General features: G+C 67.8%; 17 protein-coding genes and 1 pseudogene. 7 read left to right on the forward strand and 11 right to left on the reverse strand.

All coding sequences use genetic code 11. The features are described 5' to 3' along the window. Positions 1 to 14: 14 nt before the first annotated feature. Positions 15 to 3,275, reverse strand: a complete 3,261-nt coding sequence (locus tag QXH22_RS21790) for a LuxR family transcriptional regulator (protein WP_306276992.1) — start codon at positions 3,273 to 3,275, stop codon at positions 15 to 17. Between the two features lie 252 nt (positions 3,276 to 3,527). Between QXH22_RS21790 and QXH22_RS21795 the strand changes: the two genes are divergently transcribed. Then, a complete protein-coding gene (locus tag QXH22_RS21795) occupies positions 3,528 to 4,352 on the forward strand; it encodes an SDR family oxidoreductase (protein WP_306245364.1) in 825 nt (274 codons plus the stop codon). Here the strand turns inward: QXH22_RS21795 and QXH22_RS21800 are convergent. From QXH22_RS21800 to QXH22_RS21810, 3 genes are all read right to left on the reverse strand, one after another. Beyond that, complete coding sequence (locus QXH22_RS21800) at positions 4,349 to 5,203, reverse strand: glycine betaine ABC transporter substrate-binding protein (protein WP_306245366.1); 855 nt, start codon at positions 5,201 to 5,203, stop codon at positions 4,349 to 4,351. The two genes, QXH22_RS21795 and QXH22_RS21800, sit on opposite strands and share 4 nt — an antisense overlap. Next, a complete protein-coding gene (locus QXH22_RS21805; protein ID WP_371934291.1) occupies positions 5,200 to 6,381 on the reverse strand; it encodes an NADP-dependent malic enzyme in 1,182 nt (393 codons plus the stop codon). Before QXH22_RS21805 ends, QXH22_RS21800 begins: the two co-directional genes overlap by 4 nt. A gap of 166 nt (positions 6,382 to 6,547) precedes the next feature. Further along, the gene (locus QXH22_RS21810) at positions 6,548 to 7,537 is read right to left on the reverse strand and encodes a malate dehydrogenase (RefSeq protein ID WP_065044179.1); all 990 of its coding nucleotides are present in this window, start codon (positions 7,535 to 7,537) and stop codon (positions 6,548 to 6,550) included. 187 nt (positions 7,538 to 7,724) lie between these two features. Here QXH22_RS21810 and corA point away from each other — a divergent pair, with 187 nt between their 5' ends. Further along, a complete protein-coding gene (corA, locus tag QXH22_RS21815) occupies positions 7,725 to 8,825 on the forward strand; it encodes a magnesium/cobalt transporter CorA (protein ID WP_306276993.1) in 1,101 nt (366 codons plus the stop codon). A 97-nt stretch (positions 8,826 to 8,922) separates the two neighbouring features. Here the strand turns inward: corA and QXH22_RS21820 are convergent, their stop codons facing one another. Genes QXH22_RS21820 through QXH22_RS21845 form a run of 6 tightly spaced genes read right to left on the reverse strand, consistent with a single transcriptional unit; the run spans position 8,923 to position 14,320 of the window. Then, the gene (locus tag QXH22_RS21820; RefSeq protein ID WP_306245372.1) at positions 8,923 to 9,492 is read right to left on the reverse strand and encodes a suppressor of fused domain protein; all 570 of its coding nucleotides are present in this window, start codon (positions 9,490 to 9,492) and stop codon (positions 8,923 to 8,925) included. Then, positions 9,489 to 10,661 (reverse strand): ABC transporter ATP-binding protein, encoded by a 1,173-nt coding sequence (locus QXH22_RS21825; RefSeq protein WP_306245374.1) that lies wholly within the window; start codon positions 10,659 to 10,661, stop codon positions 9,489 to 9,491. The genes QXH22_RS21820 and QXH22_RS21825 overlap by 4 nt, the downstream gene beginning before the upstream one ends. A gap of 4 nt (positions 10,662 to 10,665) precedes the next feature. Then, complete coding sequence (locus QXH22_RS21830) at positions 10,666 to 11,499, reverse strand: carbohydrate ABC transporter permease (RefSeq protein WP_306276994.1); 834 nt, start codon at positions 11,497 to 11,499, stop codon at positions 10,666 to 10,668. Next, a complete protein-coding gene (locus QXH22_RS21835) occupies positions 11,489 to 12,358 on the reverse strand; it encodes a carbohydrate ABC transporter permease (RefSeq protein ID WP_306245378.1) in 870 nt (289 codons plus the stop codon). The genes QXH22_RS21830 and QXH22_RS21835 overlap by 11 nt, the downstream gene beginning before the upstream one ends. Before the next feature lie 39 nt (positions 12,359 to 12,397). Then, complete coding sequence (locus tag QXH22_RS21840) at positions 12,398 to 13,804, reverse strand: extracellular solute-binding protein (RefSeq protein ID WP_306277355.1); 1,407 nt, start codon at positions 13,802 to 13,804, stop codon at positions 12,398 to 12,400. Further along, complete coding sequence (locus QXH22_RS21845; protein ID WP_055579665.1) at positions 13,805 to 14,320, reverse strand: general stress protein; 516 nt, start codon at positions 14,318 to 14,320, stop codon at positions 13,805 to 13,807. A gap of 173 nt (positions 14,321 to 14,493) precedes the next feature. Here QXH22_RS21845 and QXH22_RS21850 point away from each other — a divergent pair, with 173 nt between their 5' ends. Further along, complete coding sequence (locus QXH22_RS21850; RefSeq protein WP_306245381.1) at positions 14,494 to 15,198, forward strand: DUF4190 domain-containing protein; 705 nt, start codon at positions 14,494 to 14,496, stop codon at positions 15,196 to 15,198. Here the strand turns inward: QXH22_RS21850 and QXH22_RS30565 are convergent. Further along, a pseudogene (locus QXH22_RS30565) lies at positions 15,159 to 15,523 on the reverse strand (hypothetical protein); the annotation flags it as partial. The gene QXH22_RS21850 and the pseudogene QXH22_RS30565 overlap by 40 nt on opposite strands. A gap of 14 nt (positions 15,524 to 15,537) precedes the next feature. Here QXH22_RS30565 and QXH22_RS21855 point away from each other — a divergent pair. The 4 genes from QXH22_RS21855 to QXH22_RS21870 all read left to right on the forward strand — a co-directional run bounded on the left by QXH22_RS21855 (position 15,538) and on the right by QXH22_RS21870 (position 20,101). Then, a complete protein-coding gene (locus tag QXH22_RS21855; protein ID WP_306245383.1) occupies positions 15,538 to 16,845 on the forward strand; it encodes a magnesium transporter MgtE N-terminal domain-containing protein in 1,308 nt (435 codons plus the stop codon). After that, positions 16,842 to 17,360, forward strand: a complete 519-nt coding sequence (locus tag QXH22_RS21860) for a DUF1003 domain-containing protein (RefSeq protein ID WP_306245385.1) — start codon at positions 16,842 to 16,844, stop codon at positions 17,358 to 17,360. Before QXH22_RS21855 ends, QXH22_RS21860 begins: the two co-directional genes overlap by 4 nt. A 116-nt stretch (positions 17,361 to 17,476) precedes the next feature. Next, positions 17,477 to 18,904: a lytic transglycosylase domain-containing protein gene (locus tag QXH22_RS21865; protein WP_306245386.1), complete on the forward strand. Its 1,428-nt coding sequence runs from the start codon at positions 17,477 to 17,479 to the stop codon at positions 18,902 to 18,904. Positions 18,905 to 18,949: 45 nt separating this feature from the next. Beyond that, positions 18,950 to 20,101, forward strand: coding sequence for an Mrp/NBP35 family ATP-binding protein (locus QXH22_RS21870; protein ID WP_306245389.1), 1,152 nt, complete (start codon positions 18,950 to 18,952; stop codon positions 20,099 to 20,101). Positions 20,102 to 20,103: the final 2 nt, after the last annotated feature.

The raw sequence follows: 20,103 nt of genomic DNA on the forward strand, positions 1-20,103 counted from the left end.
CGCTTTCGGGGACGTCACGCCCCGTGGTTGACCGCCTGCTGCACGAGCTGAACACGCGACGCGATGCCGAGCTTGGCATAGATGTGAGTCAGGTGCGTCTGCACCGTCCGCGGCGAGATGAACAGCCGGGTGCCCACGTCTTTGTTGGACAGTCCCTCGGTAACCAGCCGCGCGACGTCACGCTCCGAAGGGGTGAGTGCGTCCCAACCGGCGGCCGGCCGTTTACGGCCGGTCTGCCCGCGCTGTCCGTAGCCGATCGCGTCCTCGCTCGACATCGACGCCCCCTCGGCCCAGGCCCCGTCGAACTCCGGTTGACTTAACGCATCGCGCACGGTCTGGACGGCGATGTCGTAGGCGGCCTGGTCAATGACGAACCTGACCGAACCCTGACGCTGCCGCGCAGTCTCTGCCATCCCGAACAGTCGCGCCGCCTGGACATGAGCACCGGAATCGCAGCTCAAGATGGCGAGGCATTCGAAGATCTCGGGAACGTCCAGGTGCGCCCCGCTGTCTTCGGCGGAGGCGAGTGCGTCGTAGGCGTCACGCTCGGCCTGTTCACGCCTGCCTTCAGCCATCGCGACCCGTGCGCGCGTGAGCAACGCGACCACCAGGTGCCGGCCACTGGTGACCTGCACCGCATGGTCGCTCCAGCGGCGCGCCGTTTCGAGATCACCGCTGGCCAGGGCAACCTGTGCGTGGATGGAACTCCGTGCCGCGGCCGTCCGCGGGACGGCCAAGGCGAGATTCCGGGACGATTCCTCACTGGCGGCTTTGGCTGTTTCAACGTCTCCGGCCGCCAGCGCCGCCCGCGCCAGCGCCGAATAGCCCATACCGGCGTAGTAGCCGCCCAGTTTTGCCGCCTCCAGCGCGCCATCTGCGGCGGCGAGCGCTTCTTTGAGCTTCCCTTGGTGTGCCAGCGCGTAGGTCAGGCCCTGCAGGCCGTTGGCCCGGTGCATGACCTCGTGAGATGCCTCTGCTTCGTCGACCAGAGCGGTGAATTGTTCGACGGCAACGGCCAGCTCCCCCCGCATCATCAGCGCGAACGCCAGGCACCAGCGACACCACATCGACGCGGTTCGGTACCCGATCTCGTCGGCGAGATCGAGCCCCTCGCTCCCCGCTTCCCCGGCAGCAACGGGGCAACCCGCCAGGAGCGCGTCGACGGCTTGCAGCGTGAGAATCTGACTCAACCGCCAGCGATCCCGCACTCCCCGAGCGAGATCGATCGCCTCGGCGAAGAACGTCGCCGCCTGCTCGGCGCTGACCACGACCATCGTGATCAAGCCGTGGACGGTGAGCGCCCAGCACTGCAGACCCGGGTTGCCGAGCTTGCGCGCGATCTGCAGCGCGAGCTCGGCCTGCTCCATGCCCGACCCCACGTCGACAAAGACGTCGAGCAGCGCCTTGTCGGCCAACGCCCGGGCTTGCACGGCGGCGGAGACCTGCTGCTGTGTCCACCGCGGAGACCCGAAGACGCTGCCGAACCAGGCGCGTCCCTCCCCGACGCGGCCGCGCTCGATCCACACCGGCAGCAGCGACGACGCGAGCGTCAGGGCCACGTCGAACTCGGCACGCTCGCTGCTCCACAAGAAAGCCGCCCGCAGGTTGCCGAGTTCGATCTCCGCCCGGACGACGCGACGTGAGTAGTCCGGTTGCGCCGGGTCCTCCAACGAGGCGGCCATCGCCACGTAGTAGTCCCGGTGCCGTTGCCGCACCCGGTCCAGCTCGCCGGATTCGGCCAGCTTCTCCAGCGCGTAGTGACGGACCGTTTCCAGCAGGCGAAAGCACGTCCGCCCGCCCTTGTCTTCGGCCACGACCAGCGATTTGTCGACCAGCAGCGTCAGCCCGTCGAGGACCTGGTGCCGCTGAAAGTCCCCCGCCACCGCCTGCGCAGCGTCGAGGCTGAAGCAACCCACGAAGACACCGATGCGACGGAACAGCGTCTGTTCGGGCCCGGTCAGCAGCCGATAGGACCAGTCCACCGAGGCCCACAGCGTCTGTTGCCGGGGAGCCGAGGTGCGTGCACTGCCTGTCAGCAACCGGAACCGGTCACTCAGCCCGTCGGCGATCTCGTCGAGGGTGAGCGCCCGCACCCGTGCCGCCGCCAGCTCGATGGCCAGTGGCACACCGTCCAGGCCCGCGCAGATTCTGGCCACCGTGGCAGCCTCGTCCTCGGTAAGGCGAAAATCCGGCCGGGCTCGCCGTGCCCGGTCGTTGAACAATTCGACCGCTTCATCGGCCAGCGACAGCGGCGGGACGCGCCAGTTCACCTCTCCGGCGATCCGCAGCGGCTCACGGCTGGTGGCCAGCAAACGCACCTCCGGGCAGCCGTCCAGAAACGCAATCGCCACTGCGGCAACCGCATCGAGCAGGTGCTCACAGTTGTCCAACACCAGCAACGCGTCACTGTCGGCGAGGTAACGCAGCGCGCTGTCCAAGGTGGGACTGCCCGGCTGGTCATGAAGCCCGAGTGCCCGCGCAACCGCGATTGCGGCCAGCTCCGGCTCGCTGACCGGGGCCAAATCCACGTACCAGGCAGCGCTGAACTCTCCAGCCAGCTGCGCCGCCACCTCCGCCGCGAGCCGCGACTTGCCGACGCCGCCGGTGCCGGTGAGCGTCACCAGCCGGTTGCCGGCCAACAACCCGCGGATCTGCTCGATCTGCGCGCCGCGTCCGACAAAGCTCGTCAACGGGGTAGGAAGCCAGCGTGCAACAGCGTCACCGAAGCTGCGCAGCGGCGGGAACTCGACACGCACGTCCGGATGACTCAACTGCACCACGCGCTCCGCACGCGGTATGTCGCGCAGCCGGTGGGTTCCCAGGTCGGTCAACCACGCACCGGCCGGAAGGCGATCGAGGATCAGGCTTTCCGTGGCGGCCGACATCACCGTCTGGCCACCATGGGCCAGATCACGCAGACGTGCCGTCTTGTCCACCGTGAGACCGGCATCGTTGGTGCCGCCACGCGCCCGAACCTCGGCGGTGTGCAGCGCGATGCGCAACTCGATGGGGCTCAGCGGCGCTCGCTGCAAGTCGAGCGCGGCGGCCACGGCGTCGGAGGGGCGGGCAAACGCGAGGATCAACCGTCCGGCCTCGCCCTGCTCCAGACGCCGCACGTCCCCGTAGGTGTCGATCACGTCGCACACGGCGTGATCGAGACGGGCCACGGCGGAGTTCATGGCCTGCGCATCCGTGCGCCATAGCCGGGTCGAGTCCGCCGCCTCGGCCAGTAGCCACGTCACCGTCCCGAACGGCAGCGGCTCGCCTACTTTCACAGTGCTTCACCCGTTGCATTCGTGCTCGTCAGGCTCCTGCGATCGTCGACGACGATACCGCAGACCTGCGCGCGACCCGTGCTTCGGAGGGACGCACTCTGCGGCGGTTCAGGCGTGCGCGAGGCAAGGGAGGGCGAGGTTTAGAGCCTTTACGTCCGACTTTCGGAACTCTGACTCGTGGCACCCACTGATACCTCGGACCACCGGTACCGGCTAATCTCGACGCGGAGCTTCGGACAAGGGAGGGTGCTCATGGAGGGGTTCGCGGGCAAGGTCGCCGTGGTAACCGGCGCGGGGTCGGGAATTGGGCAGGCGCTGGCCGTCGAACTGGGCCGCTCCGGTGCCAGCCTGGCGATCAGCGACATCGACACCGAGGGACTGGCCGACACCGAGGAGCAGCTCAAGGCGATCGGCGTGCAGGTCAAGGCCGACCGGCTCAACGTCACTGAGCGCGAGAGCTTCCTGCTGTATGCCGACGAGGTCAAAGAGCACTTCGGCAAGGTCAACCAGATCTACAACAACGCCGGCATCGGGCACACCGGCAGCGTGGAAGTCGAGCAGTTCAAGGACATCGAGCGGGTGATGGATGTCGACTTCTGGGGTGTGGTGAACGGCACCAAGGCGTTCCTGCCGCACCTGATCGCCTCCGGCGACGGGCACGTCATCAACATCTCCAGCGTGTTCGGCCTGTTCTCGGTACCCGGCTATTCCGCCTACAACGCAGCCAAGTTCGCGGTCCGCGGCTACACCGAGGCACTGCGCCAGGAGATGCGCCAGAGCGGCCACCGCGTCGGCGTCACCACCGTGCACCCCGGCGGCATTAAGACCGCGATCGCCCGCAACGCCACCGTGGCCGAAGGGCTCGACCGCGACGAGCTGGCCCAGTTGTTCGACAAGCGGCTGGCCAATACCAGCCCGCGCAAGGCCGCCAAGATCATCCTCAACGCGGTACGCAAGAACAAGGCGCGGGTGCTCGTCGGTCCCGACGCCGTCGCGCTGGACATGATGGTGCGGGTGACCGGCTCGGGTTACCAGCGGATCGTCGAACTGGTCACCGGCCGCATCATCCCCAGCTAGCGTCCCAGCGGGTGCTCGCCCAACCACCCGTCGGCCACCACCTGCGGGTCGGCCCCGGCAGCGACCTTGCGGCGCAGGTCGGCCAGCGCGGCGGTGTCGAGCACCCCGGCAATCTCGTTGACTGCCAACAACTGTCGGGTACTCAACGCGTTGCGCCGGTACAGCGGCACCACGTTCTCGGCCTGGACCAATGAATCTTTGCTGCTGTCAGCCAACGCGATCAGGTCCGGCGGAATGCCGGGGTCGGCCGAGGTTGCCCACGCCACGGTCAGTTCGCCGGCCCGTAGTGCGGCGAACATCGTTGTGCCGTCCGGGAATTCGCGCGGGGCGGGCAGCTTGCACGAGCCCACCGGCGAAGGTGCCGGCCGTCCGGTGACCGCACCGACCGCCAGTCCGTCGCAGTGCGTGAGCAGCAGGGTCAGATCGCTACCGCCCCAGGCCGCTGAGGTCGCGGGCGTCACGATCAACGTCGGCTTGTCCTCGGCAGCGGTGGCGTAATCACCGGCGGCCACGCCTTCGGGCAGCGCGGCGTTCATGGCTTGGTACACCTGCTTGTCGGCCAGCTCGGAGGCACCCGGCTGCAACTGACGCAGCACCCGGCCGGTGTAGCCGGGAACGACCGTGAACGCACCGGAGTCCAGTTTGGCCATCGGGTCCGCGGCCGCCTCGGCGTGCGACGGAAACCCGTACGACCGCAAGGCCGAAACATACAGTGCGGCAAGTAACTTCGAATCCCCGTCCAGAGCGGATCCGACCGCCAGATCCGGGTGCCGGCGGCCGTCTTGGCCCGAACACCCGGCGACGATCAGCACCAGGCCGAGCAGCAGCGCGGCCAGCCTGCCGATGCTCACACCCAGTGGGAGTCTTCTGCGGCCAGCGCCACGGCGGTAGCCACGGCTTCTCCGACGCGCCGGTCCAGCGGGCTCGGCACGATCCGGTCGACGGCGAGGTCTTCGCTGGCCACCGAATAGATCGCCTCGGCCGCGGCCACCATCATCTTCTCGGTGATGCGGCGCGCCCCGACGTCCAGCGCGCCGCGGAAGATGCCGGGGAACGCCAGCACGTTGTTGATCTGGTTCGGGAAGTCGCTGCGCCCGGTGGCCACGACTGCCGCGTACTTGGCCGCGACGTCGGGATGGATCTCGGGGTCCGGGTTGGACAGCGCGAACACGATTCCGTCGGGTGCCATGGTCGCGATCAGCTGCTCGGGGACCAGTCCGCCGGACACCCCGAGGAAGACGTCGGCGCCGTCGAGCGCCTCGACCATCCCACCGGTGCGACCGCTCGGGTTGGTGCGCCGGGCCAGGTCCACCTTGACGCTGTTCATGTCGTCACGGCCGTTGTGCACGATGCCGCGCGAGTCCAGCACGGTGATATCCGAAACCCCGCTTGCCAGAAGAAGATTGGTGCAGGCCACGCCGGCGGCTCCGGCGCCGGAGACCACCACCCGCAGCGAGGTCATGTCCCGGCCCAGCACCTTGGTGGCGCCCATCATCGCCGCCAGGGAGACCACCGCGGTGCCGTGCTGGTCGTCGTGCATCACCGGGCAGTCCAGCGCCTCGATGACCCGCCGCTCGATCTCGAAACAGCGCGGCGCCGAGATGTCCTCCAGGTTGACGGCGCCGAACGTCGGCCGCAGCCGCACCAGGGTTTCGACGATCTCGTCGGGATCCTTGGTGTCCAGCACGATCGGGATGGCGTTCAGCCCGCCGTACTCCTTGAACAGCGCGCACTTGCCTTCCATCACCGGCAACGACGCCTCCGGGCCGATGTCACCGAGGCCGAGTACGGCGGTCCCATCGCTCACCACGGCGACCAGCCGGTTGGCCCAGGTGTAGCGCGCAGCCAGGGTGCGGTCCGTGGCGATCGCACGGCTCACCTGTGCCACGCCCGGGGTATAGGCGATCGACAGCGCGCGCTGGGTGTCGAGCGGAGAGGTCAGGCCTACCGAAAGCTTGCCGCCTTCGTGTGCCACGAAGATTTCGTCGTCCGTGACGATGACTTGGGAGCTCTCGAGGGTTTCGGACACGGCACTCAGACTACTCAGCCCGGCTATCAATCCAGAATCGCTATCGGAACGGGCATGGAAATCCCATTTCCGGCCGCGGCAGCTAGCTGCGCGAGCAGACGCAAAATCGCCTGGGAGCTGGCGCTCCCAGGCGATTTTGCGTCTCTTCGCGGCAATCCGCGCGGACTCAGATCAGCTTCAGCTCCGTCACGGCGCTGCGCTCGTCGGCCAGCTCCGCGGTGGACTTATCGATCCGGGCACGGGAGAAGTCGTCGATCTCCAGGCCCTGCACGATCGACCAGTTGCCGTCCTTGGTGGTGACCGGGAACGACGAAATCAGGCCTTCGGGCACGCCGTAGGAGCCGTCGGAGATCACGGCCATCGACACCCAGTCGCCGTCCGGGGTGCCCTGCAACCACGAGCGGGCCGCGTCGACGGTGGCCGAGGCTGCCGAGGCGGCCGAGGAGGCGCCGCGGGCGTCGATGATGGCCGCGCCGCGCTTGGCGACGGTCGGGATGAAGTCGTTCTCGATCCAGTCCTGGTCGTTGACGACCTCGGCGGCGTTCTTGCCGCCCACCTCGGCGTGGAAGATGTCCGGGTACTGGGTGGCCGAGTGGTTGCCCCAGATCGTCATCTTCTTGATGTCGGTGACCTTGGCCCCGGTCTTGCGGGCCAGCTGCGAGATGGCCCGGTTGTGGTCCAGCCGGGTCAGCGCGGAGAACCGCTCGTTGGGGATGTCGGGGGCGTTGGTCATCGCGATCAGCGCGTTGGTGTTGGCCGGGTTGCCGGTGACGCCGATGCGCACGTCGTCGGCGGCCACCGAGTTCAGCGCCTTGCCCTGGGCGGTGAAGATCGCGCCGTTGGCCTCCAGCAGGTCGCCGCGCTCCATGCCCGGGCCACGCGGCCGCGCGCCGACCAGCAGAGCGAGGTTCACGCCGTCGAAGATCTTGTTGGCGTCAGCGCCGATCTCCACGCCGGCCAGCAGCGGGAACGCGCAGTCGTCCAGTTCCATCACCACGCCCTCGAGCGCCTTGAGTGCCGGCTCGATCTCCAGCAGCCGCAGCTCGATCGGACGGTCCGGGCCCAGCAGCGAGCCGCTGGCCAGGCGGAACAACAGGCTGTAGCCGATCTGCCCGGCGGCACCGGTGACGGCGACCTTGAGAGGACTTGCGCTCACGTCGGTTCTGCTCCTTTGAGTAAGACTGGTTCGGGTCGAAACTAGCGCACCGCCGCCTCTGCGAAATCGCCGGTCCGCCGGGCAGCTGGGAAGTAGCTGCTGACAGCACCGTTACGTCTCTTTTTGTTCGGCCCGGGCGCGTACGATGACCACCGCCTACAGACCGGCGCCGTGATTGGAGGTGGATGTGTTCCCAGGGTTTGACGCATTGCCCGAAGCTCTCCGCCCCGTCGCGCGAACTCGCCAGCAGCATGTGCATCCGGTCCCCAATCCGCCGGCCCAGACGTTGGTCGACTGCGGCGTCTACGTCGACGGACGCCGGCTGCCCGGAAAGTTCACCCCCGCTGACGCGCTGGCGAAGGTCCGCGACCTCGAGCAGGACGGTCAGGAGGCTTTCGCCTGGATCGGGCTGCACGAGCCGGACCAAGCGCAGATGCAAGAGGTGGCCGATGCGTACGGTTTGCACCCGTTGGCCGTCGAGGACGCCGTGGTCGCCCACCAGCGCCCCAAGCTCGAGCGCTACGACGATTCCCTGTTCCTGGTGCTCAAGACCGTGAACTATGTGCCGCACGAGTCGGTGGTGCTGGCCCGCGAGATCGTCGAAACCGGGGAGATCATGATCTTCATCGGCGCCGACTTCGTGGTGACCGTCCGTCACGGCGAGCATGGCGGCCTGCACGAGGTCCGTAAGCGGATGGATTGCAACCCCGAGCATCTGCGACTGGGCCCGTATGCGGTGATGCACGCGATCGCCGACTACGTGGTGGACCACTACCTGGGCGTCACCAGCCTGATGGAAGACGACGTGGACGCCATCGAGGTGGTCGCCTTTGCGCCGGGCAAGAAGATCGACGTCGAGCCGATCTACCTGCTCAAGCGCGAAGTCGTGGAGTTGCGCCGGTGTGTGGCGCCGCTCTCGAATGCCTTCCAGCGCATGCAGGTCGAGAATAAGGACCTGATCAACAAGGAAGTGCGCCGCTACCTGCGCGACGTCGCCGACCACCAGACCCAGGCCGCTGAACAGATCGCCAGCTACGACGACATGCTCAACTCCTTGGTGCAGGCCGCGCTCGCCCGGGTCGGGATGCAGCAGAACATGGACATGCGCAAGATCTCGGCCTGGGCCGGTATCGTCGCCGTGCCCACCATGGTCGCTGGGATCTACGGCATGAACTTCCACTTCATGCCCGAACTCGACTCACGGTGGGGCTACCCCACTGTGGTCGCCGCCATGGTGGTGATCTGTGTGGCCCTCTACTTCAGTTTCCGCCGCCGCGACTGGCTTTAGCGGCTCTCGCCCGTCCCGCCGCCCGTCGCGACCGTGAATTACCCGACGCTCCGGCGGCATGTCGCGTCGCGCGATTCACACTCGACGGTGCGCCCGCTCAACTGGGCTGCGCCGCAGGACGATTCGGGTCCAGCACGTCCACTCCATCATTCCGCCAGGCCTCGCGCATGGCGGCGGCGCCTTTGAGCCGGACCCAGGCCGCTTCGTTGGCCGTGATGGGTGTGGCGGACAGGAACTGCACCGGCTCGCGCGGCGGCTCCAGCGCCAGATCGGGAACGTCGCTGTGCCCCAGCAACACCGCGGTGAACGGAGCAGGCTGCCACAACGGCGCCCCCAGGTCGATCAGCGCATCGGGCACCAGCACCAGACCGTCCACCGCCGGCGTGGCGGCCAGGATCGCCATGGTGCGTACCAGCCCCTTGATCGGACCGGGGTCACGCAGGGCCAGAACCACTTCGGCGCGCGGGCCGCGTAGGTGGTCGGTGATCATCTCGGTCGGGTCGGTCATCGGGTAGCGCGAGCAGCCCAGCGAAACATAGTGCACCACCGGCTGATCCCGGAAACGCAGCACCTCGATCGGCTCCGCACCAAGGAAGGTCACGCTCGCCGAATCGGGCTGGGCGCCGAAGTGGTCGCGCAGGTGGGCGCGGACGTCGTCGAGAATCACTGCGCGGCCGGCACCGTCAGGTTCACACCGGAGTCGGCGTCGAACACAGCGAGTTTGCCGGGATCGAACGCCAACTCGATCGGTTGCCCGGTCGCCGCTTTCGACTCGGCGGGAACCCTTGCCACAAAACGGTTCTCATGTACTTCCGATTCGGCGGCCACCTCGTCCAGCCGGGCCGAATGCACCTGCGGACCCGCGGTGGTGAAGTACACGTACTTGTCGGAGCCCAGCGACTCGACCAGGTCGACGGTGACCTCGAAGGTCAGCGAGCCGATCCGCTGGTAGCCGTCGATCAGCGCCGCGTCGTGGATATGCTCGGGACGCAATCCCACGATGACGTTCTCCGGTTCGGGGTGTCCGGCGATCACCTGCTGCACCTCCGGCGTCAACGTCACCTCCCCGAACGACAGCCTCAATCCGAACGACGTCAGCGTGGCCGGGAAGAAGTTCATCGCCGGTGAACCGATGAAGCCGGCCACGAACAGATTCGCGGGCCGCTCGTAAAGCTCGGTGGGCGTGCCGATCTGCTGTGCGATACCGCCATGCATCACCACCACCCGATCCCCCAGCGTCATGGCCTCGGTCTGGTCGTGGGTCACGTAGACGGTGGTGGTGCCCAGCCTCTTCTGCAGGCGCGCGATCTCGCCGCGCATCTGTACCCGCAGCTTGGCGTCCAGGTTGGACAGCGGCTCGTCCATCAGAAAAGCCTTGGGCTGGCGCACAATCGCCCGGCCCATCGCCACCCGCTGGCGCTGACCGCCCGACAACTGCGAGGGGCGACGGTCCAACAGGTCTGTCAGGTCCAGGATCCGGGCCGTCTCCTCGACCTTCTGCGCGATATCGGCCTTCTTCATCTTCGCCAGCGTCAGTGGGAACGCGATGTTCTGCCGGACCGTCATGTGCGGATACAGCGCATAGGACTGGAACACCATGGCGATGTCGCGGTCCTTGGGCGCTTTCTCGTTGACCCGTTCACCGCCGATGCGCAACTCACCCGAGGTGATATTTTCCAGTCCGGCAATCATGTTCAGTGTGGTGGTCTTCCCACAGCCGGACGGCCCGACCAGAATCAGGAACTCGCCGTCGGCGATGGTGATGCTCAGATCACGCACCGCGGTATGCCCGTCGGCGTAACTCTTGTTGACGTGTTCCAGCACAATCTCGGCCATCGCGCTATCCCTTCACAGCGCCGGAGGTCAACCCGGCAACAATGCGTCGTTGGAATATGAGAACGAAGACAATGATCGGAATCGTGATCACGATCGCACCCGCGGCGATCGACCCGGTCGGCTCTTCGAATTGGGAGCTGCCGGTGAAGTTCGCGATCGCGACCGGCGCCGTAATCGCTGCCCGGGTGGCCGTGAGCGACAAGGCGAGCAGCAGGTCGTTCCAGGCGAAGATGAACACCAGGATGGCCGCCGTCACCAAGCCCGGGGCCGCCAGCGGGACGATCACCTTGACGAACGCCTGGGCAGGCGTGGCGCCATCCATCTTGGCCGCTTTCTCCAGGTCCCAGGGGATCTCGCGAAAGAACGCCGACAGCGTATAGATCGCCAGCGGCAAAGCGAAGGTGATGTAGGGCAGGATCAGCCCGGGCCAGGTGTCGAACAACCCGACGGCGCGTTCGATATCGAACAGCGGCGTCACCAGCGAGATCGCGGGAAACATCGTGATCAGCAGCGTCATTCCGATCAGGGCGCGCTTACCCGGGAAACTCAACCGGGCCACCGCATAGGCCGCCATCGCGCCCAGCACCACCGCGATCACGGTGGTGGTCAACCCGATGCCGATCGAATTGACCAGCGCCGAGGAAAAGAAATCACCACGGAAGATGCCGCGATAGTTGTCCAGCGTCACCGATGACGGAATCAGCTTGCCGTCCTTGACCATTGACGTCGGCTTGAGCGACAGGCTAAGGATCCACAGCACCGGCAGCAAGGCATAGCCGACCACCAGCATGTCGATCACGACCCAGAACGTCGCGCGCTTGACGGGGTCACCGGACATCTAGGTCGCTCCCCGGAGCCGATGCGCCGAACAGCTTGATGAAAACCAGCGCAATGATGCCCACGCACAGGAAGATCAGCACGCTGATCGCCGAGCCCAGGCCGAGGTTGAAGCCCTTGAACAGATTGTCGTAGCCCAGGATCGACACCGACCCGGTGTTGTTGGCGCCGGCGGTCAGCACGTAGATGTTGTCGAAGATCCGGAACGCGTCCAGCGTCCGGAACAGCACCGCCACCACCACCGCGGGCTTGATGATCGGCAGGGTGATCCTGGTCAGCCGCCGCCAGGCATCCGCGCCGTCGACCTGTGCCGCCTTCAACAGGTCCTCGGGCACCAGCGCCAATCCGGCCAGCAATAGCAGCGCCATGAACGGGGTCGTCTTCCACACCTCAGCGATCACCACCACACCGAGCGACGGAATCTGTTGCGTCAGTGGCGCACTCCCGCCAGGTAGCAGATTGGCGAGGTAACCGGTGCCCGGCGTCCAGGCGTAGTACCAGCTGTAGGACGCGACGACCGTGACGATGCCGTACGGGATCAGCACCGCGGTGCGTACCAGTCCCCTGCCGATCAGGGTGCGATGCATCACCAGCGCCAGGGACAGCCCGAGCACGAATTCCAGCGTCACCGAGACGACGGTGATCGCCAGCGTCACGGCCAGTGCGGTCCACCAGTACCGGTCGGTCAGGATCGTCTGGTAATTGCCCAGTCCGACGAACGCGGTGTCCTCGGGAGTGGCCAGGTTGTTGCGCTGCAGGCTCAGCCATATCGCATAACCGATGGGGTAGGCGGTCACCGCGAGCATCAGGGTCACCGCGGGTGCGACGAGCAGGTACGCGAGCCGCCGTTCAGACGACATGGCGCCGTTCCTCATCGCTTCGCGCTGCATGGTCGCCGTTCACGGCAGCAACCCTTTGCCGTCGATCGCCTTCTGCACCTGCACGACGAGTTCGTCGGCCGTGCGTTCCGGGTCGATCGCCGTGATCGGACTCAGCACCGAAGCCAATCGGATCGACACCGCTTGGTACACCGGAGTAGCGGGGCGCACCGCGGCATCGGTGAGTTGCTGGCGGATGATGCCGTACATCGGGTACTTAGCCTGGAACTGCGGATCGGAATACAGCGAGGTCCGTACCGGAGGCAGTCCGCCTTCGATCGCGATGTACTTCTGGTTCTGCAGGTTGCGTATGCAGCGGACTGCTTCGAACGCTTCACGCCGGTGCCCGGTGGTGCTGGCCACCGCCAGATTCAGCCCGCCGATCGTGACTTTGGCCGGTTGGCCGGCCGCCACCCCGGGGTAGGGCGCGAAACCGAACACCCGCTGACTGGCCGCGTAGGCCAGGTTGAACTGCTCGTCGCTCGGCGTGAACGTACCGGCTCCGTTGACGCTGCCGGACAGGGCGGGGTCACGGTTCAGCGGCAGGAACGCCACACCGCCTTTCACCGCGTTCTCCAGCATCGAGGCAAAGACGTAGGGCCAGTTGACCTCCAGCGCCGCCTTGCCCTGTTCGACAGCCAGCCGCGCCGCGCCCTCGTCGCTGCGGGTGATCGACGGGTCTGCCCCCGGCGCGGTGGCCACCGCCTTCAGGATCTGCAGCGCGCTCACCGTCGCGGCGCGGTGTTCGGGGGTGTCGGTCAGGGTGACGCGCTTGCCGTCTTCGGAGAGCACCTGCCCGCCCGCGCTGACCAGCAGGGTGTTGAACCAGACCACCAGCCCCTCGGCCTCGTTGGCCTGCACGGCGATCCAGCTGGGCTCACCCGAGGCCTGCAAGCGGCCCGCCTCCGCCACCATGGCAGCCCAGTCGCGCGGCGGTTGACGCACCAGATCCGTTCGGTACCAAAGCAATTGGGTGTTGGTGGTGACGGGGGCACCGTAGACGCGATGATTCCAGGTCGCCGTCTTCAGCGGACCCGGCAGGGTATCGGCGGTGGCGTCGGACTCGGTCAGTCCCGTCGGATCGTCGGACAGCGGCAGCGCCCACCCCGCTTCGGCGAACTCGGCGGTCCACACCACGTCCAGCGCCATCACGTCCAGGGTGTCGTCGTGCCCGGTCAGTCGCCTGGCAAGTTGCAGCCGTTGCTGGTCGGGCGATCTGGCCAGGCTCACATGCTCAATGCGGTACCGGCCGGCGGCCTGTTCCGAACACCGTTGGGCGACGGCGGTGAACGTCGCTGCGTCGGTGGCCGGCGTGTAGAAGCTGATCACCAGACCGTGACCGCCCGACCCGCAGGCCGAGAGCACCGAGGCGGTGGTCAACGCCGCCAGTGCGGCCGCCCCCCACCGCCGCACGCGACGGTTCACCAGTCAGATCGCCAGACGCGCCAGCAGATCTCGCGCTTTCTCGGCGTTCTGGGGGTCGCACAGCACGTCATATCGGCCGGCGACCAACTGCATGGTCGAGCTGAAGTCCCTGGTGCCCCGGGCCATGGCGTACGGCACGGCCGACGTGATCAGCCCGAAGAAAACTCCGGCGACCAGGCCGGTGATCAGCGCGCCCCACGGGTTCGGGCTGAAGAAGCCGAGCACCAGGCCGATGAACAAACCGAGCCAGGCACCGCTGAGCACTCCGCCGCCGAGCACCTTGCCCCAGGTCAGCCGGCCCGTGACGCGTTCCACCTGCATCAGGTCCACCCCCACGATGGTCACCTGCTGGACGGGAAACTCCTGATCGGACAGGTAGTCGACGGCACGCTGCGCCTCGGCGTAGGTGGGGTAGGAACCCACCGGCCAGCCTTTGGGTGGCGTCGGCAGCCCGGGCACATTGCGTCGACCCGCAGCCCCGCCGGCGGGTGGTTGTCCGGGTTGGAATGGGCTAGTCATCGGTACCTCATTCTCCTCCTGCCCGCCTTTACGCAAGCCATCGTTCCACCTACGCATCCGGGGCGCACTATCCATACCCCCGCGGGCCGCACATTTCACCTGGCCGGAGCGGGGCGCCTGCGCGCTGCATCGACGCCGTACCCACTGCCGGCCCATACGCTACGTTCATCTCCATGACAGCTCCCGGCGACTCCTCCGGCCAGGACAACGACACCGCGCAGCCCGCCCCGTCGGATCAGACGCAAGCCGCTGAGCAGCCGGTATCCGACGCTCCGTGGGTCGCGCCGTCGTCGTCTCCGGCAGCGGAGTACCCGCCACCTGCGGTCGACTACCCGCCCACTCAGGAGGCGCCGCTCCCCGGCTACCCGCCCGACTACCAGCCCAGCCCGGCGCCCGGCTACTCGCCCAACCCGGCGCCTGGCTACCCGCCCAACCCGGCACCCGGGTACCCGCCCAACCTGGCGGCCGGCTATCCGCCGCCGACTCCGCCGTCCGGCTACACACCGCCGCCGTACGGCGCCGCGGCCCCGGGTTATGGCAATCCCCCGCCCTTCTCGCCGCCGCCCCCGCCGATGCCCGGCCCGTACGGCTCGCCCCCGGCCGGTTACTACCCGGGTCCGGACTACTACGGCGGCGGGTACGGGTCCATGCAGACCGGCACCAACACGATGGCGATCATCGCGCTGGTCTGCGGCATCGTCGGCGTCTTCTGCTGTGTCGGCTCGATCGCGGGCATTGCCTGCGGCACGGTGGCGATCAACCAGATCAAGCAGACTCGCGAAGACGGCTTCGGCCTCGCGGTGGCCGGCATCGTGATCAGCGCCGCGACTCTGCTGGTCTATTTCATCGCACTGATGTTCAGTCTCGGCTCGCACTGAGTTAGGCGCCGGCCGGTCCTCCGGTGGCGACCCGCCGCGCCCGGCTCCGCCGGGCTTGCGATCGCCACGCAACCTGATGGTGGCGACCCGCCGCGCCCGGCTCCGCCGGGCTTGCGATCGCCACGCAACCTGATGGTGGCGACCCGCCGCGCCCGACTCCGCCGGGCTTGCGATCGCCACGCAACCTGATGGTGGCGACCCGCCGCGCCCGGCTCCGCCGGGCTTGCGATCGCCACGCAACCTGATGGTGGCGACCCGCCGCGCCCGGCTCCGCCGGGCTTGCGATCGCCACGCAGCCCCAACCTGCCGCCTCCACACCCGCTGCCTACGCTCTCTCCTATGGCGTCGGTCAACAGGGTGTACGTGGCACGGCTGCCGCGCATGATGGTGCTCGGCCCGCTCGGCGAATCCTTCGGGCGCGTCCGCGACGTCGTGATCAGCATCAGCATCGTCCGCCAGCAACCACGCGTGCTCGGCCTGGTCGTCGATCTCGCCACCCGGCGCAGCATCTTCATCCCGATCCTGCGGGTCGCGGCGATCGAACCGGACGCGGTGACACTGCGGACCGGCAACGTGTCGCTGCGACACTTCGAGCAGCGCCCCGGCGAGGTGCTGGCGATGGGACAGGTGCTCGACACCCCGGTGCGGGTCAACGACCCTGACCTACCCGACCTGGCCGGTGTTGACGTCGTGGTCACCGACCTGGGTATCGAGCAGACCCGGACCCGCGACTGGGTGGTGACCAGGGTGGCGGTACGCACCCAACGCCGGCTGGGACGTCGCGGCCCAGTGCACGTCGTGGACTGGCAGAACGTGCAGGGATTGACTCCATCGGCCCTGGCCATGCCGGGTCAGGGCGTGGCGCAGTTGCTGGACCAGTTCGAGGGACGGCGGGCCGTCGACGTCGCCGACGCTATCCGGGGGCTGCCCACCAAGCGCCGCTACGAGGTGTTCAAGGCGCTCGACGACAACCGGCTGGCCGACATCCTGCAGGAGCTGCCCGAACTGGATCAGGCCGAGGTCCTGGCGCAACTGGGCACCGACCGCGCGGCCGACGTGCTCGAGGAGATGGATCCCGACGACGCCGCCGACGTGCTGGGGGTGCTCAACCCGACCGACGCCGAGATGTTGCTGACCCGAATGGATCCCGACGACTCCGACCCGGTGCGGCGACTACTCAAGCACTCTCCTGACACGGCAGGCGGGCTGATGACGTCCGATCCGGTCGTGCTCACCCCGGACACCTCGGTCGCCGAGGCGCTGGCCCGACTCCGCGATCCTGACCTGACCCCCGCGCTGGCCTCGATGGTGTTCGTGGCACGCCCGCCGACCGCCACTCCCACCGGCCACTACCTGGGCTGCGTGCACCTGCAGCGACTGCTTCGCGACCCGCCGTCCGAACTGGTCGGCGGCATCGTCGACACCGATCTGCTGACCCTGTCGCCAGAGACCCAGTTGGGTGCGGTCACACGGTATTTCGCCGCCTACAACCTGGTGTGCGGTCCGGTGGTCGACGACCAGAACCATCTGTTGGGCGCGGTGACGGTGGACGACCTGCTCGACCATCTGCTGCCTCATGACTGGCGCGTGGACGTTCAGCAGCTCGATCCCGCCGGCAGGCCGCCACGGACCGGAGATGCCGTATGAGCAAATCCCAGACGACGCGACGGCTGTACACCCCGCGTACCTCACGCCGCTACACACCGCGGTTGGACCCCGAGACGGTGGGACAGTTCACCGAGTCCATCGCACGGTTTTTCGGCACCGGGCGCTACCTGCTGCTGCAGACGATCGTGGTGATCGTGTGGATCGCGATCAACATGATCGCCATCCAGTGGCAATGGGACCCGTACCCCTTCATCCTGCTCAACCTGGCGTTCTCCACCCAGGCCGCCTACGCCGCGCCGCTGATCCTGCTCGCCCAGAACCGGCAGGAGAACCGCGACCGGGTCGCCCTGGAAGAGGATCGTCGCCGCGCGGCGCAGACCAAGGCCGACACCGAATACCTGGCCCGCGAACTGGCCGCGCTGCGGTTGGCCATCGGCGAAGTTCCCACGCGTGACTACCTGCGTCACGAACTGGAAAGCCTGAAAAACCTGTTGGCGGACGTGCAGACAGCGGTGTCCGACGGTGCTGGGCGCCGTGCTAAGAAAACCAGCTGAGAATGAAGTCGCCCATTGCATTACTCCCGTGACGAGAGTTATGTATGGTGATCTAGTTCACGAAGCTAACAACTGGTCAGTTTCCCGGCGGCTCACAGAATTTGAGGACGGTCGAGGTGCATATTGGGGGACGCTGGGCTGACAACCCGGCCGTCGCGAAGGTGCGACAGACGGCACTTCGCGTCACCCGCACACCGGTTTTCGGCGTCGCCATGATCTCGCCGCTGATCTTCGCCAGCGCGGTCGGTGCCGCAGCGCCGTCACTGCACGGCAAGAATCAACCGCACCGCGCCGCGATCACACCGGTGGCCGCGGTCGGCCCAGCTCCGCACACCGACCTCTCCGGCCCCACCGTCATCTCCATCCAGCGGGTGCCGACCAGCTTCCACGTCGCCGCGGCCACCAGTTCCGCGCCGCCGCCCCCCACCGTCGTGAATACCCCTGGCGCACTGGGGATTCCGATCATGGCGCTGTCGGCCTACCGCAATGCCGAGCAGAAGATGTCGACCGCGCAACCTGGCTGCGGAGTCAGCTGGAACCTGCTCGCCGGCATCGGACGCATCGAGTCGGGCCATGCGGGTGGCGGCGCCGTCGACGCCCGCGGCACCGCGACCAACCCGATCTACGGTCCGGCACTGGACGGCACGCTGCCCGGCAACGAGGTCATCGTGCAGCGGGACCAGGGCAACCGGGTGACCTACGCCCGCGCCATGGGTCCCATGCAGTTCCTCCCGGGCACCTGGGCGCGCTATGCCGTCGACGGTGATGGCGACGGCATCCCCGACCCGCAGAACCTGTTCGACGCCACCCTGGCCGCCGCCCGGTACCTGTGCAGCGGCGGGCTGAACCTGCGCGATCCGCAGCAGGTGATGGCCGCGATCCTGCGCTACAACAACTCGATGTCCTACGCCCAGAACGTGCTGGGCTGGGCCGCCGCCTACGCCACCGGCGTGGTTCCGGTCGACCTGCCGCCGATCACCGGTCCCCCGCCCCCGATCGGCGACGCGCACCTCGAACACCCCGAAGGCCTCGGGCCGAACCTGCCGATGAATGTCACCGGATTGGGTGTCGGCGACCCGATGGGCCAGCACATGCCGCTGATCGACTTCGGGCAGCCACAGATCGTCGCGCAGTACCCGAACCTGTACCAGAACCCGCAGGCGCCGATGTGGCCGTGGATGCCGCCGGCCCAGGTGCCGCAGCCGGCTCCGGTGGCCACTCCGGGCTGCACCCTGATTTGCATCAGCTCGCAAACCCCTGACTCGCTGCCACCGGGCGCCGGCCCCATCCCCAACGGCGGGATCGTCATCGCTCCCGCCGCACCCCCGGCTCCCCCGGCCGCGCCGGCGTTCCCCGACCCGTTCGCCCCGCCACCGATGCCTCCGGCCGCGCCGCCGGCGCCACCCGCACCAGCGGCCCCCGCACCCGCCCCGCCGGCACCGGCGAACCGGGCACCCAACGGCGCACCGACGCCCAAGCCCGCCGGCCCGGCTCAGCCCAGCCCGCCGGCACCCGGAGAACCGGTACTGGCCCCGGTCAGCTGACCGTCGGCGAAAGCCTTGCGGCCGAGCCGCCTAGACTCGGCGTTGATGTCCGCAACCCGAGATGACGCAACCGATCTGACCACGGCTATCCGCTCAGCGCTGGGCAAGGTGATCGACCCTGAACTACGCCGCCCCATCACCGAACTGGGGATGGTCAAGAGCATCGATCTGGGCGCCGACGGAAGCGTGCACGTCGAGATCTATCTGACCACCGCAGCCTGCCCGAAGAAGAGCGAAATCAGCGAGCGGGTGACCCAGGCGGTCACCGACGTTCCGGGTACCGGCACGGTGCGGGTGAGCCTGGACGTGATGAACGACGAGCAGCGCACCGAACTGCGCAAGCAGTTGCGCGGGGATGCCGCCGAACCCGTTATCCCGTTCGCCCAGCCCAGCTCACTGACTCGGGTCTACGCGGTCGCGTCGGGCAAAGGGGGCGTCGGCAAGTCGACCGTCACGGTCAACCTGGCGGCCGCGATGGCCGCACGAGGCCTGTCCGTCGGCCTGCTGGACGCCGACATCCACGGCCATTCCATCCCCCGGATGATGGGCACCACCGACCGGCCCACCCAGGTGGAGTCGATGATCCTGCCGCCCATCGCCCACGAAGTGAAGGTCATCTCGATCGCGCAGTTCACCAAGGACAACACCCCGGTGGTGTGGCGCGGGCCCATGCTGCACCGGGCGCTGCAGCAGTTCTTGTCGGACGTGTACTGGGGCGACCTGGACGTGCTGCTACTCGATCTGCCGCCCGGCACCGGCGACGTCGCCATTTCACTCGCCCAACTGCTGCCCAACGCCGAGATCCTGGTGGTAACCACGCCGCAGCTGGCCGCCGCCGAGGTGGCCGAGCGGGCGGGCAGCATTGCGATCCAGACGCGCCAGCGCATCGCCGGTGTGGTGGAGAACATGTCCGGGCTGACCCTGCCCGACGGCTCCACGATGCAGGTGTTCGGCGAGGGTGGCGGCCGGCAGGTCGCCGAGCGGCTGTCGCGTGCGGTGGGCGCCGACGTGCCGCTGCTGGGCCAGATCCCGCTGGACCCCGCGCTGGTGGCCGCCGGCGACACCGGCGTGCCGATGGTGCTCAGCACACCGGACTCCGCGGTGGGCAAGGAGTTGGGCCGCATCGCCGACGTGCTGTCGTCGCGCCGTCGCGGCCTGGCAGGCATGTCCCTGGGCTTGGACCCGACCCGCCGCTAGGT

Origin of the sequence: Mycobacterium sp. TY814, assembly GCF_030755175.1 — a bacterium.
Taxonomy (GTDB): domain Bacteria; phylum Actinomycetota; class Actinomycetes; order Mycobacteriales; family Mycobacteriaceae; genus Mycobacterium.